The following is a 15,169-nucleotide window of genomic DNA, read 5'->3' as shown; positions in this document are numbered from 1 at the left end:
AAGCGCGGCGGACATGAAACGACGTTAGGCGGCACAGCGATAATGTCAAATGAGGCAGGCTTTGGGTCGGGCATTATGGCCATAAAATAAGTCGTAAAAACAGAGCTTTAGCGTCGAAGTGGGCCGTAAAGGGTGCTTCGCTTTATCTTGCTCTACAACTTTTTGGCCCTTTTTGCTCTTCATCCAACACCATTCTTATTTCAAACAGCTTGTCGCTATACTCATAATAGGGCGTTTCAAAAAGCTCATGATAATCTTCCATTGCCTCTGAGTGCATCGTCTTCAGAGCAGCTAAGTTGATATAATTAGAAAAATCTTTTTTATAAAAAAGTGTCCCCAAGCCCTCTCTATCTTTGTAAATAAAAAATCGTGATTTTGTATCGCGAAGTAGATAGTCAGCACCACATTCGAGTTTTTCGATGTCGTCTTTTCCGTCTATAAGCTCCATATTCCAGAGCCTTAGAGACGCGTCAAAATCATAAGAGGTTAGTTGCGGAACAACCTCACCATTCTCCTCAATAAAGCCGTTCCAAAGAACTTCTAGTTTTACGGGGATAATGCAGTCATGATTAATTTCTTCTGTGGCTCCCGGAAGTATCAAGTCCAATGAGTGGAAAAAGCTAAAACTGTAGGTGTCGCTCCTAAGCGCAATAGCTTTTCCAATGTGAGGGTGTATAATATATTCCATCACTTATTCTGTTCTTCAAATCTAATCTTAACAGTTGTCCTAGCCTTAATTCTAGAGCCGGGTCGACTGGTGCTCAGATTTATTTGAACTGTAGCTGCTCCCGACGTCTTCGAATGATGGAAGTTAACATTTACGTCCGTAGCTCCAATAGAGACTTTTGCATTATTCCCATTGGCTAAACTTTGGCCCGTTATGCTTTTAAACGCATCTGCTGCCCCAGAAAGTCCACCACTTCCTTGGAACTGGAAACCGTTCCCTTTGAGGGTTTTATCGAGGGTGGAATTAGCCAAGACATTTTGAATGCTTGCACCTGTCATACCTCCAGTATCATTTATAGTTGAAGTTCTGGAACCATCCAAATTCCCCGTACCTAAGATATTATACTGATGACCAATATCGTTTATATAGTTGTTCCAATCAGGGATTGAGTTGTTATCTCGCACAAACCCCATTTGGGCAGGGCGAAAATCTGGGTTAATATTCCTTATTGGAGTAATTGGCGTTGAATACTGGAGCATTGGCGGGCCACCATTATGTCCACGGGGAGTTGGACGAATTGGCGGCCTAACGGCTTGTGCACCATCTGGATCAATCAAGTTTACTGGGTCATTATTACCGTACGTGTATCGATTGAATTGAGCAGGATTCCCACTTTGCAAAAAGCTCATGGGGTCAATGCTCAGGAACCGTCCCAATACCGGATCATAAGAGCGGGCCTGCATGTAATTGAGCCCTGTGGCGCTGTCCTTGATGTGCCCCGTGAAGCCCGCTTGGTCTTTGAGTGAGGCGGGATTGTCCATCGCAATACCAAAGGGCATATAGCGCTCGCGCTCAATAGAGCCGCCTTGTTTCCACACCGCGACAGGCGAGCCCAGATGATCAGAGAAGCTATAAATTGGCGTGGTCTTATTCTCCACGCGTGCGATGGCCATGCCATTGAGCTTAACGTAATCCGTGCGCTTTTCGGGGACGGATTGCGCTTGCGCGTCGGTATAGGGGCGTTCATCAACATGGACTAACTGACCTGCCATATTGTAAACATTATAAATCGTCCTCCCGTTAACGACAGACCGAACCCGTTTCAGATTTCCGTCATGGGCACGGAGCGGTCGTAATCGACACAGCGTGACGATTGCAGCGCAGCGCCGCAAGCGCGAGCGAGCGGGCAGAACCGCATTATCATTCGCCGCAGGAGGCGGAAGGTGAGAGATATCAAGCGCGGCGGACATGAAACGACGTTAGGCGGCACAGCGATAATGTCAAATGAGGCAGGCTTTGGGTCGGGCATTATGGCCATAAAATAAGTCGTAAAAACAGAGCTTTAGCGTCGAAGTGGCCCGTAAAGGGCGCTTCGCTTTATCTTGCTCTACACACTTTCTGACCCTTTTCGAATTATCCTACATTGATTCCTTGAGAAATAAGAAACTCTTCACCTGTCAATATGCAAACGTATTGCAAGAGGGCAATAGTAATAAAAAAGATAAGTATATTTTTGCCCGTGAAAGCTTTTCTATATCGAATAATGTGCAGCCAATAACTTAGTGATAACAGTAGTGTAATTATCGTGAGTAGTATGCATGCTACGTTAGTGGACTCTATTCTAAACAACAATAGCAATCCAAGAAGCGGCATTAGAATCATAGAAATACGTTTCTCAATAAATATTAGCCTAAATAACTCAACAATATTGATTTCAGATTCTTCTATACCTGATACTGTTTGACCACATTTTATGAGTCTGTAAAAAATATAAATGAGACATATAATCATCACGAAGACATATGCGATTGTGCCCAGTTTAAGAAAAATTGAGCATAGCAAAATTGAAATAGTCAATTGAACCAAAGTGATAAATTCTTGAACGCAAAGTGACATTTTTAACACCATTTTTTATTTGCTGGTTTAATCGAAAACATCAATCACCTTATCAACAAATTCTTTTACTCTAGGCTTTACTTCACTAGTGTGTGTGTGTTCAACATTTACACCTGCTGATAGAGAAGCGCCAAGTATTTTGGATTTTCCTTTAGAGCTGTTATCACTGCCATTATCAAAATCTACAACCCCTTGTGAGACGGAGACTGTAGTCGGCTGTGCACCTTCACGACTTACATTTCCTTGCGTATCAACCGTGGTTGTAGCGAATGTTTTGTTTACGTTTGCTGTCGCAATAAATGCAACAGTGGCATTCGCATCTACAGTAGAGACCCGCGACACGCCAGATGCAACAGGCGATTTATCACTATCGGAATAAATCAGTGGAGCATCAAATCCTCCCGAAAACCCTCCTAAAACTTTGAAATTAGTTTTCGTCTGAAATTGACCCGTGTCGGTATCATATGTGACCTGCACGCCTAAGCCTAAACCTCCTACAAATGCACCTTCTCCTCCGAGCCTAACGCCAACTTTTTTTTCACCATTTGGGTCAAAATAGTTGATTGGGTCGTTGGCGGTGTAACTATAACGATTGAAGTAGTCGGGCTCCTCCGTATCCAAGAACGTTACGGGATCAATGCTCAGGAACCGTCCCAATACCGGATCATAAGAGCGGGCCTGCATGTAATTGAGCCCTGTGGCGCTGTCCTTGATGTGCCCCGTGAAGCCCGCTTGGTCTTTGAGTGAGGCGGGATTGTCCATCGCAATACCAAAGGGCATATAGCGCTCGCGCTCAATAGAGCCGCCTTGTTTCCACACCGCGACAGGCGAGCCCAGATGATCAGAGAAACTATAAATTGGCGTGGTCTTATTCTCCACGCGTGCGATGGCCATGCCATTGAGCTTAACGTAATCCGTGCGCTTTTCGGGCTGACCACTGGCGGCTAACTCATGTACATGCGCCAAAGCGCCGGAGGCATCATAGACGTTATAGATCGTGCGCCCATTAACCACAGACTTCACACGCTTGAGATTACCGTCATAACGATAAGTGCCATTGGCGGTGCCTACACCATTGGCGGTGCCGGAGACAGCCGTGGGCTGATCGCTATAGTCATAGACCATCCCTAGTGTGCCGAGGGTCGTGACATTGCCGCGTGCATCATAGGCGACCGTGCGTGTGCCTGTTGCACCCGTATCGATGCTCTGGCTCACCCGGTTCTTTGAGGTGTCATAATTCAGCGTGATTGACCGAGAGCCCAATGTCCGCGAGCGGATGTTGTCAATCGCGTCATAGACCACACTGCCACTGCCCCAAGGGCCAGAAGCGGAGGTGAGACGCCCCATAGCATCATAGCCATAGCTGCGATTATTCCCGCTCATCGCCCCATCAATGATCGAGGTGACTTTGGCCCGGCTGTCATAGCTATAGGTCAGATCAAGCGCTTTCGTCCCGCCATTCACCGCCAAGAGGCGTTGCGGCAGGAGGCGGTTGTTCAGGGTCTGCGTAAAGCTCTGACCATTCCCATAAGCGAAGGTGGCCACGGATCCGTTTGCGTGAAAAGTCGCATTATTCGCATAATAGGTAGAACCATATTTGGCGATACGGGCCCGGCCCAACCCATCAGGTGAGAGGTCTGTATAAAAGCTATTAGGATAATTTCGGCGCGTCATATGCTTTGAGCTATTATAGCTATAGGAAAGCGGGAACGTCCGTCCGTCCAATGTCAATGTTTCATGGGTGAGAAGGTCGGCATCGTTATAGCTGTAAGCCCAGTTCACCGCATTACCGCCACTGCCGCGATTAACGGTTAAGACATTACCATTATCATCATAGGTCCTCGTGATATCGGGTGTACCGCTATGGGAGAAGTTGGTGACCGTCGGACGACCCAACAGATCATAGCTTTGTGACACACGGCTATTATTATTGGGCACCGTACAACCAGAATTACTCTGCCCCTTGGCATAGCGGATCATCTCTCCTGCATTATTATACTCATATTTCGTGGCGCCGCCTTCGGGTGTATAATAACGGCAAAGGCGCTGTTGCGAGTCATAGTAAAAATAATGAGATTTATCGACGTTAAAGCCATTCGTGTTGCCGCTTTGGCGTAGGCGCGTCATTTGGCCGTGCACATTCTTATAAATATTCGTTTTTTGCTGATACGTGCCGTTTCCATATTTATAGATGGCCCGATAATCTGTATTGTCCGGCCCGTCATAGCCATACGAATAATATTGTGTCCAAGCCCCTGTCGGATCAATCACGCGGTGGCGGTGACTGCTATAATAATTATGGGTCGTGACCGCATTAATCGCTGTTTCTGTTTCTGTCTTAATTCGGCCTAAAGCGTCATAGGTGTAGTTTGTACCTTGGCTATGGACTGAGGAGGTGGAAGGTTGAGACTTAAAGCTTACGCGCCCAAGCCCGTCATAATTCGTATTCACATAGGATGACCAACCCGTATCTAGGGCCTGAGAGCGTTCTAGGACGGGCCTGTAAAGACCATCATAAATAATCGTCTGTCGTCCTTGTCCTGTCGTGATAGTCTGCACCGCCCCGCCACTACTTGGGAAGCTATAGCTGACCGAAGTATTGGCCCAAGAGCCATGGGGGTCAACCAATGTAACCCGGCCCATATTATCAAGCGTGTAATTATCAACGCGGTTCATGGGATCGGTCATGGACGTTATCCACCCATTATTATCGACCGTCTGTTCATAATCAGAGCCGTCTGGACGAATAACGCGTTGTGGCGTCCCGCGATGCCAATTCAGAGCTTGCGTCCGTCGCGGCGGTGATAATGCATCTTCCGCCCAAGCCAGCGTACCATTGCTATTATAACCGTATTTTGCATAGAGCGCGCCATAACGATCATATTCTATTTTCTGGCCATCACTATTATAGACATATTCGGACATCAGACGTCCGTTTTGCGTTATCGTTTTCGGCAGACTTAATATCCATTTCGGCTTGTTATGCTCATAGGTTGTTACGGTCTCACGCGGTGTTGTTGAGACATTTGAAAACGACCGCGTGGTTGAAGGACTGTTATAGGCAAAGTTTACGCTCGCCGGATTGGTCTCAAAAACGCTTTCGGTTGTGAATGTGTCACCGTGCTGTGTTGTAACAGATTCTACTTTATAAACACGCGTGCTGTCGGCGCCTGTATACCCGTGATCTCGCGCACCTAAGGAGAGCCCTACATAATTACCGTTTATGTATTCATTTTCAGTTGTGCGTATAGGTGTCGATTGACCTGAAGGGACTATCTCAACCTTCATAATCTGACCCTCTTGTCGTCCAAAGGTCCGGTTTACATAGATAATGGTCTTGTGACCTTCAGGGTCTGTTACGGTGCGGGTTTTATAATCTGTTAGGTTAGCATCATAAGGAGACCATGGTGTGACAAAGCTTGGATAGTCATAAGAGCCTTGATCTTCTTGATAGTCTCTTTGCCAAGTGTGCGTCGGGCCGTTGGGCAGGACAAGGCGCTTTTCAACAACGGCGGCTGACCAGAATGACGACGGTAATTTGGAGCGGCGATCACCGTCCCCAATACAATCAAATATCGTTAAGGGCGGCGCAGAGTCCGGTCCACTATTAAGTGACATATTAATCCACTGATAGACTTCCTGCCTAAATATAACGTCTTTCCGGCCGTTTCGAATTGCCTCGAATTCAAACTGTGCAACGGTGCCGCTCGGGTGGCGAATGGAAATATCCGGCAAGGGTGGCTGCACACAAAGATCTTTGCTGACATAAGGATCTAACGCAAAGAATGGCGCATTAAATCCTGTGAAGGACCAATAACGTCCGTCCGGCAAATCAACGCGTGTAAGCGTGGAACCCGAATATGTATAAGTCCACGTTCGGCCATTCGCATTGACAGTCCGCAGTTTATTACCAGAGTAAGTGAATGTGATTTCCCGGCCATCATTGGCCCAAATGCGAGTTAGATTTTTTCCTGAATACTGAAAACGGATCCAATTGCCGTGTACGTCAGTGATCTTTGTTGCATAAAGTGTTTCCGCCGTGACAGGATAGCTTTCACTCCCGAAGTCAAATAGCCTAACAAGTGTGTTCACTTCATGCGTGAACTCATAAACATCTCCATTTGGAGCATGCGCACGATACCCCTCCCCGCCAGATGGGATAGAAGATATACAATCAACGTACCAATTCTCCGTTGTTACGAGACGCGCCCCCGTTGTTGAAAATTCCGGTGAATAGATAACATTATTGCTACCGCGCGCCTGTATCAGCTTTCCGGGGTTTTGTCCGGGCACACTAATTTCATACCCATTAAAATAGGCTTCCGCACGGAGGTAGGTAATCTGCCCCCCAATATAAACTTCTTCAGTCGGCGGATAGAGAGGGCCCGAACATCGATTAGAATTCTTTCCGAGAGTACCGCTCGGAATAGTCGTATAGTTTCGGCTCATGTGAGGAATTTCAGGGGCCCAGTTCCCAATCATGCCTGTGCGAAGCGTAGAGCGGCTGAGCTTACGTCCGAACTGTACAGGCAAGGCCGAGTTACCCGGAATTGAGACATCCATTTGAGAGAGTGATAGTGAACCCGTATCTATATCAATTTGATCACCGACGAGCTTATCATCCAGAATATCTAGATTAAGGGAATTATATCGAGATTGAATATCGCCATGGGGGAATATCGGCTCTGGATCATTTCCGCCGCCAATTCCACCACCCCCAAATTGAGCCTGTGTCGCTTGTGGCACCAAGGTAAGTAAACACACCATCATCAGCAAATGAAGTCCCACTCGGGCCTTTTCTCCAGGCCCTTTATTTGGGCGAGTCCGAGTTTTAATAGAAGTAAAATTGCTTAGAAGTGCGCCAACTACTTTGATCATATATCTCCCATTAACTCTCTTAAAAGGGGAAAATAATTCACATTTGTCAACTGCCGAACAAGTAAAACTTAAAGAAATAAGTCGAGAACTATGCAATCTAATTGAGAGTTCAATCATCCTGTGGATTTTTAAGCTGTCTGTGCAATCCTTTGGTATCTATGCAAAAAAGGTTTCGCATAAAACTGTGTCATTTAAGTTATACGACGACAGTTAATATCCTTCGTAAAACAAAATGTGAAACTAACTGTGTAACAAAACCTCTATATTTGTGATTTAGCATATTTTTATATTGTGTTTTTATAAACATATTCACGCTTCCTTGGTGCGCTAGACATTTGAGTCAAATTGAAAAAGCTTGCCTCACAAATTGCGCACTTCTTGCCTCACAAAGATCTTGCGCCGACAACTAAAACATTGTAATAATTAGTTATTCAGGACGATAGTCGCCCCGTGTGGGGGCACCATTTTTTTCAATTAATTCAGTGAATTAAAGCAAGCCAAAATTGCTTGGTGTATTATGTTTTGAGAATTGGAAACGGTCAAAGAGCCGTTCTCTATGTTAGATATTTGCGAACTAACCGACCTCCACGACAAATGCTCGGCACAACCAAGCTTCAATGTTTAACTTGGTAAGCTAGAACACATTTTTTCGAAAACATGATTTAGGCCTAATTTGGGATTATAGCCTACTACAACAACATTTCAGACTCTCGTCACAGTCGGCGAACCGTTTATAGCTGCACCGCAATTTAAAGACCCGGGCAGCTCTGTAAGCCCGGTTAGAGTAAGACCCATTTACAAGCGCAGATGTCCAGCGTTTTCCAGAGCTTCGGCCCAGGCCTATGGTTCGTTTGCAGATATGGTCGAGGGGTAATCAGATCTTGTTTCAGAATCAGGGCTTCCAAAGCTTGTCACATTGGTCGGCGCGATCTGAGCCTGCGTCAGGATTGGTCTTAGCGGCATGTTTCTTGTGACGTTAATCGTCTTATTGTTTTCATATTCGGCCGCCTCTGCCGGGTCGACTTCGCACGTTACTTCGCCGGCCCTAAAGAATTCACCTGACACTTTACCGGAAATTAGAGCATCAACCTCGATTGGAGCGCAGGTAAGGCCCTCTGTATTTCTCATAGTCAATGACGATTCAGGCGTTACCGTTATAAGGAAATACCCCTGTGCATCCGTCGAGGTAATATCGCTTTCAGCCTGAACCCGTGCATTTGCAATCGGGGCTCCAAACTCATCCACCATTTGGCCGAAGAGCGCGAGGCTTTGCGTGGCGTCATATTGGAAGTAGGCAACATTCCCTGGATAAAGCGTTACTTTTTGAATAGCCGTATCGACTTCAAAAGGCGGCGCCCCTTCGGGTTCTAAGTCAATTTCATAGTCTTGATAAGGTTGTACCCCCACCGCGGAAATTCGCCCTGGACGAATTTTATCAAATGGCTGCGAATTCACTCGGATACGATATCCGCTATCGGCCGCGGACGAATCTATTTCGTATTTGGTCTCATCAATATTAATATCTGACATGATGACAGCTTGCCCCGGTTCTGCGAGGCCGAATTTCATCTTGCCGCCGCCGATAGCAAAACCAGTTCGACCATTTGCAAAAATCGAGGAGAAGTCGCCGCCCCCCCGACTCTTCTGATATTGGGCCGTACTATCGAAAATTCCGTAGGAAGTGCGCGTCTCGGCGCTAACATAAGCGCGATCGTTATCTGAACTTGTCGAGACACCAGCCTGCGCCAGAATGTCTGAGCTTCCAGCGTCAAAACGCCTTGAGATATTGGCATCAAGTAAGGGCCAAAGGCCTTCGCGGTTAGCGTTTGTGGATTTGTCTACATATTCTGCGCCGGCCCTCAGGGAGGCGGTTGTTTGAGAGTTAAGGCCAAATAGATAGCTCAGAGTAAAGCCAATCCGTGTGTCCCGTGTGGAATAACGGCCAAACAAGGTGAATAGAGTGTTGTTTCCGGCGATGGAAACCGGTTTTGTATACCGCAAATCCGCACTATATTCGTCTCGGATGTCCTCCAGATCACGGTACCCCCCAGAGACGCTTAAAGAGCCATCCATAACGGGAAAACTCACGGTTCCGAAAATGCTGTTTTCTGATCTTACAAAAGGCCGATATTCGGGCGTCGATGAATTTGTTATAAATCCCAAATCGTCTCGCTTAGACTCGGTTGTCCGGGCTGTAAGTGAAAAGGCCACTGGCTCGACATCAAGCGTTCCAGAAATAAGTGCGCCATAAGATCCATCGTCCCCCACCGCGGCGGAAAGAAACCCTTGGAGATTCCTGCTAACCGCTGTTGCTGAGACTTCTCCATAAAATTCCTCGTCTATGTAGAGAAGGTTGATATTGCCGGCTGATGCTCCGCCTAGGCGACGGGACAGTCCAGCACTAAAAACAGGGGCACTTCCGACCGTAGGGAAAAAGGGTTGGTTGTCGGCGTCGGTGCTAAATTCGAAATTATTCTCTGCAAGCAACCCCGCTCGAATATTAAATTCTGTTTTCCCTTTTATCGGGAGTCCACGAGCACGTGTAAAGGCCCGCTGCTCTTCATAAATGACGGTCCCTTCGGCCCGCGCTGTAATTTCCAATTCGTATGAACCAGTCGGTAATCTTGACGTATCAATTACCTGTAGGCCAGCCGGGTAATACCGCGTAGCCAATAATGTGCCCTGCCGTCTTAATTCGACATCCGCACCTCTTGGAAGAACGATTTGAATAGGGGTCGCGATACTCGATTCGTAAGCTTTAGTTGGATAGAAGCTCGCCAACTCTGCACCGACCATTCTATAAGAGGTCAGAAGGCGTGTGTCGAAGTCCTCAAACAATCCAGCGCGGGCAATACGTTGGTCCCACACATGTTGGCCTGTCACTTCCCGTAACTGGGCACCGCGATCTGAGTCCAAAATCGTTTGCGCTAAGAAAGCCGTCCGGCCCACACTTGCGGCCGTATCGAAAGTGGCCCCGTAACGAATGCCGTTGGAATTTCCGGAATGCGCAACAGAGAATTGGGCGCCCTGAATTAAAGACGGACCTGTGCTAGCGTCGCCAAGCGTTAGATAATCGGTTTCCGTAAGGATTATATCTTCAGGTCGAAAGAATAATTCGACAGAAAACCTGTCGCCATTTACAATTGCCCCGGCTTGACCTGGGGGCAATACGCCGCAATTCGTCGTTTGCCCGCTGAAACATCGATATTGTTCATTCGTGTCGAGAGGCACAGATAACAAATCTCTTGCGGCCTCCTCATTGATCTGCCCGTTCAAAGCTTCGATCACAAGCTCGGGGTTGGAATAAATGAGTTTGCCATCTCTAATTCGAGCCCTAAAAGAGCCTAGCCGCCGGCCTAGGTAAATTGTGTCGAAAAATGTATCTAAAGGTTCGGCGAGATTTTCAAACCCGGGCGGCGCTTCCGTTTCGAGAGTTTCCCCATTGCCAAAAACCGTTTCGGGCCCGCCATCATCAACGGGGAATTCAGTAACAACGCCTGTATCGTCATTGCCTATCGGGTTTTCATCTTGAGCATTTGCGGGCGCGTTCACCGCAAGGGCAGCTAAGGCTGCGCTTAGCAACCAAGAAGACAAATTGAGTTTGCGAGCCACGAGACCGGTATCCGAGCGATCTTACCCGGGGAACGCGTTGATTCGAAACTGCTCTTGATAGCTTCCGGCGACAGCAGAGAGCAAATCCTGTTGTGAATATCGGATCACAAGCTTTGCATTTGACCCGCCAGTACAGTTGTCCAAATTGCTCGTCTCTGCCTGGAAAATATGTAGGTTATTCTGGCTTGCCCCAAGGCGCTCTATTAAACCTTCTTGGGATTGGAATTCTAAAGTGTAGTTCGGCTTGTTTTTCGTATCGGAGCTAGACCCAGCAGGAACGACTTCGAGTCTGTACCGACCGGTTGTGCTTGAAACGCAAAGGAGGGTAGTTTGCTCCAGTTCTCCAACACCGTGCCACCGCATATCTGTAGTGTTTGAGGTTAAAATTTTTACTGAGGCCAAAGTTGCAAGCTGACCTTGATTATCGGAATAAGCGTCTGCGGAAATCAGTCCAGCCAATCCAACCAAGCCGCATACTGCCAAGTTTTTAAATGCTTTGATCGTCATCGCGCGCCCCTCGTGAATTTTTCATTATGCAAAATAGAGAAAGGGCGGAGAGTAAACTCCGCCCTTAACAAAAACTTATGGTACAGAAACTGTAACAGTCAATGTGCTGGAGTAAGTGTCAGCAAGCGCAGCAAGCGCTTCAGAGTTACGAACGCCAACTTGCAATGATGAGTTGTCTGATCCGTTACAATCCAGTGTTGTTGCACGTGCTTGGCCGCCACGCGTATTTTCCATAGCGTCTAAAGCTCCGCCATTTTGTTGGAAGGTTGCCGCAACAGAGTTGTGAGCCGCATTGTCGTAGTAGCTAGCAAATACGTTCAAATTTGTACCTGATGTTGCACCAGCCAAAGCGAATGGGTTGCCGTTTGCGCCGAAAACCGGGCTTGTGACGTCAACATTGTATGAACCAAGCGCGTCTACGTTAGAGAATACGCAAAATTGTGACAATCCGCGAGTAGAACCGAAGTTAGAATTGATTGTAGCGGCATCGATATTCAATGTGATATCGTCCAGACCACTGATTTTAACCATTGGCGCAACAGTTACGTTCACGTCAAGAGTCCCGGAACTGGCGGCGCCGTCAAGAGCACCATCTGTAGCCGCATTGGCCATACCAGCTGTAAGAGCTGCCGTAGCGACAGCCAAAGTAATAAGTTTCTTCATTTGAAACACCCCATGTTTTCAGAACCGCGGAATTGCCGTTCCTTAACATTTTATTAAGGTCTTCCTATTTCCAAGTCAAACGCCTTTCTTGTTTAAGAGAATCAAATTTTCAGTTACCCTTGAAGAGAGAATCGCCCGAAAAAAATTGCGCCGAATACTTAAATAAAAACAATGGGTTACGCATATTCCTAGGTATGATATGGTTAATTTCGAGGAGTGTTTCAGGAGCAAATCAGACCTGCGTTACACCTTTTGAAACGCAAAAATGAGCGGAAAATTTCAACTAATAATCGAAATATTGTTTGTTAAGATTAACTTATGTTATAAAAAATTAGGCATATGCATGGAGATTAATCATGGCCCATTCAGCTGAACAAAGCCTTCTTAGATAATCAGCTCTTTTAGATATATTGAAGCCTATCGTTTTCGCACCAATCGGATTTGATAAGACATATCCCTAAAAAGCGGTCTCCACCCTATAAAATAGGATTGTCACGAGATAGGCGGGAGCAAAAATGGCCCCCGCATCGCTCAGCCCTGCTCTGAGAGAACAGGTCCAATAGCCCCAAGCGGAAGTCGAGTGGAAACCTTAAAAGTTTCTCAACTTAGCCGAACTTGTGGCAGCCGATTTGGTCCGAAGAATGACCCGGTCGCTTGGAGAGTTAAGATCAATTTCCATCTCCCCTCCGGAGAATAAACGTTTCGTGGGGAATACGGTACAGGTATCTACCGATGGCTCATCCCCAGCCTCCTCAGGGCAAACAAACCCGTCCAATACAAGGACATTCGTATTTCCCACATTTTTCAACGTGACGCGTTCTGCGCTTCGTTCAGATTCAATTTCCGGGGCACTGCCATTTGGACGAGCGACAACTAACACGTCATAAGCCGCGAGGAGCTTAATCGCTATAGCCTGTTCATCTTCCGCATTTGCCTTAGCTTTGATTGCACCTACCTGTGGCGATATAAGAACACGGTACACTCGATCTTTCGGCAAAGCCTGATTTAAAGACACAAGACGTATGGAACGAATAGACCCAGGGTCCAGAACAATTCTGTTCGGCGTCACTAATAGGCCAATTTTTTCCGGGTCAACTTCTTGAACCCTTTCCTCATCTTCAGTACCGGGATTTAAAATCTCAGAAACAGTTACAGATATATAATATCTATCGTCACTGTCATTTCGAATAACAATATCACTTCGGCCGCTCTCGCCAGCTTCAAAATCAACCCATAACTTATCAATCGACAAGTTCGCATGGGACGACGTCGGCACCATGGCCATCATGGTAGCCGCCAGCGTCAACGCCGAAGTCAAAAAAAGTTTACGCATAAAATCACCCCATTGAACTGAAACCGCATCGCCAAAAAGCTGATGGCATTCCAGCCACATCAAATTAGCTGACTCCATAAATTGGAGTCAACACTCTGCAACGGCTAGGAGAGAACTAACTGTGTTTTTATTTATTTTGGAGCCACGGTGAAAGTTTTAAAACGCTGGCCGGGAATAGACTGCGCATCCTCCAGAGAAAGGTCAAACGAAATTTCTTTCAGCCCATTCTGGCCTTTCCCACTAGATTTTAATTGAGTCTGAGCGAAGCCGTAGCTCGTATAAACATCAAGGGCATTTGCATTCTGAGCGAATAGACTAATTTCAGCTGACTTTGCTCCTGGCGCTTGGATCGGCGCATTTATCATTAAACCGCGCTTTCCATTTACTAGAGACCAAAGACCCGTTGCCCCTTGTTTTTGGGCTTTCACGGCTTCGCCTAACGGGGGAATAATAACAGTAACGCCCATAGTAGCCGAACTTTGGGGACCCGCGTCAGCAGCATAAGAAAATCCCGCATGGCCCAGCAAAAAAATAGTAGCAGAAGAAATAAGAGCAAACTTTTTCATTAGTATTCACCTCGTCGTTTCGAGCCAGATACCACTATTCATCTAATAAGCGGTTAATGCCGCCGGGTTGCTATTGCCGCGCCGTTACAGACCAGCTGGAGCAATTTTTATAAAATTTAGCTTCCGCCCCCCCCCCGGACTCTTAATCAAAATTTACCACGCCTCTTTGCGAAGCGGAAACTCCTGCCTGATAGATAGAAGGCAGTGAAAGAGCCGGAAAACACGGCCGTCAGGTGAAAATACGGAGTTTAACATGCCGCCCCTCAAGCCCCAGACCATAGATTCTGTTACAGCCTATCAGCCTGCCGGACGCCTCGTTCCGGTTCTATCCGCCAATCCTGTGGATTTTGATCTTATAGATACAGCCCTTGCGCTAGGGCGGAAAGCCGCCAGTTATGGGGAAACTGTCCTCATACTAGACTGTAATGGGGGGCAAACCCTGAACCGGGCCGGAGTTATATATCAGAAAACCTTGGCGGATGTACTCTCTGGAGAGGCGCAATTACGCGACGCCCTCTATGTCACAGCCAATGAACACTATAACACCGTTGCGCTAGGCGATATTCCTTTAGATAAAGCTTTGGGTAGCCTCGCCGCCCTTTCGCTAGAGTTTGACTGGGTTTTTGTTGTCGCAAAGCCCGGGTGCACTAGCGCCCATACCCGCCTTGCGGCGGCAGGTGACATTTGCCTATTGGGGTATGATACAAAACGGGATGATTTCATGCGGGCTTATTGGATGATTGAAGCCATCAGGCGGCGCGCCCCGAAATTTGATCCTTATATATTGTCTTGCGGCGATATGGGGGAAGCTGTGGAAACGGCTCTGATGCTATCCGATTGCGTACGCGATTATTTAGGCGCCCCTCCGCCCTATGCCGGGCACGTAATGGATGAAAATTTGGAAACTCGACTATTGGGTCAATTACGGAAAACTCTTGCCAGTACAGCAGCCTAATTGAAAGGTATCGTTTTGTTTTTAAAAGCATGACATTTAATTAATGTTTTTCAACGAAGGATTTGTGAGTCTGCACCGTTTGTGTCTATGAA

Annotated in this window: 9 protein-coding genes; 1 reads left to right on the top strand and 8 read right to left on the bottom strand. The window is 47.0% G+C overall.

From position 1 onward, the window contains the following. Positions 1-142: 142 nt before the first annotated feature. The 8 genes from ACNA05_RS13595 to ACNA05_RS13560 form a co-directional block, all read right to left on the bottom strand. Positions 143-688, bottom strand: coding sequence for a hypothetical protein (locus ACNA05_RS13595; RefSeq protein WP_415812062.1), 546 nt, complete (start codon positions 686-688; stop codon positions 143-145). Further along, a complete protein-coding gene (locus ACNA05_RS13590; RefSeq protein WP_415812061.1) occupies positions 688-1,917 on the bottom strand; it encodes an RHS repeat-associated core domain-containing protein in 1,230 nt (409 codons plus the stop codon). The genes ACNA05_RS13595 and ACNA05_RS13590 overlap by 1 nt, the downstream gene beginning before the upstream one ends. Before the next feature lie 673 nt (positions 1,918-2,590). Beyond that, entirely contained in the window at positions 2,591-7,351 is a 4,761-nt protein-coding gene (locus tag ACNA05_RS13585; protein ID WP_415812060.1) for an RHS repeat domain-containing protein, read from the bottom strand. A 930-nt stretch (positions 7,352-8,281) separates the two neighbouring features. Next, a complete protein-coding gene (locus ACNA05_RS13580; RefSeq protein WP_415812059.1) occupies positions 8,282-11,053 on the bottom strand; it encodes a TcfC E-set like domain-containing protein in 2,772 nt (923 codons plus the stop codon). A 21-nt stretch (positions 11,054-11,074) separates the two neighbouring features. After that, a complete protein-coding gene (locus ACNA05_RS13575; protein ID WP_415812058.1) occupies positions 11,075-11,560 on the bottom strand; it encodes a hypothetical protein in 486 nt (161 codons plus the stop codon). A 75-nt stretch (positions 11,561-11,635) separates the two neighbouring features. After that, positions 11,636-12,205 (bottom strand): hypothetical protein, encoded by a 570-nt coding sequence (locus tag ACNA05_RS13570; RefSeq protein WP_415812056.1) that lies wholly within the window; start codon positions 12,203-12,205, stop codon positions 11,636-11,638. Between the two features lie 607 nt (positions 12,206-12,812). Beyond that, positions 12,813-13,556 carry a fimbrial biogenesis chaperone gene (locus ACNA05_RS13565; protein WP_415812055.1) on the bottom strand — a complete coding sequence of 248 codons (744 nt, stop codon included), beginning with the start codon at positions 13,554-13,556 and terminating at the stop codon, positions 12,813-12,815. Between the two features lie 131 nt (positions 13,557-13,687). Then, positions 13,688-14,122, bottom strand: coding sequence for a hypothetical protein (locus ACNA05_RS13560; protein WP_415812054.1), 435 nt, complete (start codon positions 14,120-14,122; stop codon positions 13,688-13,690). 253 nt (positions 14,123-14,375) lie between these two features. Here ACNA05_RS13560 and ACNA05_RS13555 point away from each other — a divergent pair, with 253 nt between their 5' ends. Then, positions 14,376-15,077 (top strand): MinD/ParA family ATP-binding protein, encoded by a 702-nt coding sequence (locus ACNA05_RS13555; protein WP_415812052.1) that lies wholly within the window; start codon positions 14,376-14,378, stop codon positions 15,075-15,077. Positions 15,078-15,169: the final 92 nt, after the last annotated feature.

Origin of the sequence: Litorimonas haliclonae, assembly GCF_965138505.1 — a bacterium.
In the GTDB taxonomy this organism is placed as follows: Bacteria; Pseudomonadota; Alphaproteobacteria; order Caulobacterales; family Maricaulaceae; genus Litorimonas; species Litorimonas haliclonae.
Note: the sequence above shows the minus strand (reverse complement) of the source record. Positions and strands in the feature narration are given on the sequence as shown.

Coding starts and splice junctions, on each gene's coding strand:
- ACNA05_RS13590 (WP_415812061.1), bottom strand. CDS start 1,917: ATGTCCGCCGCGCTTGATATCTCTCACCTTCCGCCTCCTGCGGCGAAT.
- ACNA05_RS13565 (WP_415812055.1), bottom strand. CDS start 13,556: ATGCGTAAACTTTTTTTGACTTCGGCGTTGACGCTGGCGGCTACCATG.
- ACNA05_RS13555 (WP_415812052.1), top strand. CDS start 14,376: ATGCCGCCCCTCAAGCCCCAGACCATAGATTCTGTTACAGCCTATCAG.
- ACNA05_RS13560 (WP_415812054.1), bottom strand. CDS start 14,122: ATGAAAAAGTTTGCTCTTATTTCTTCTGCTACTATTTTTTTGCTGGGC.
- ACNA05_RS13595 (WP_415812062.1), bottom strand. CDS start 688: ATGGAATATATTATACACCCTCACATTGGAAAAGCTATTGCGCTTAGG.
- ACNA05_RS13575 (WP_415812058.1), bottom strand. CDS start 11,560: ATGACGATCAAAGCATTTAAAAACTTGGCAGTATGCGGCTTGGTTGGA.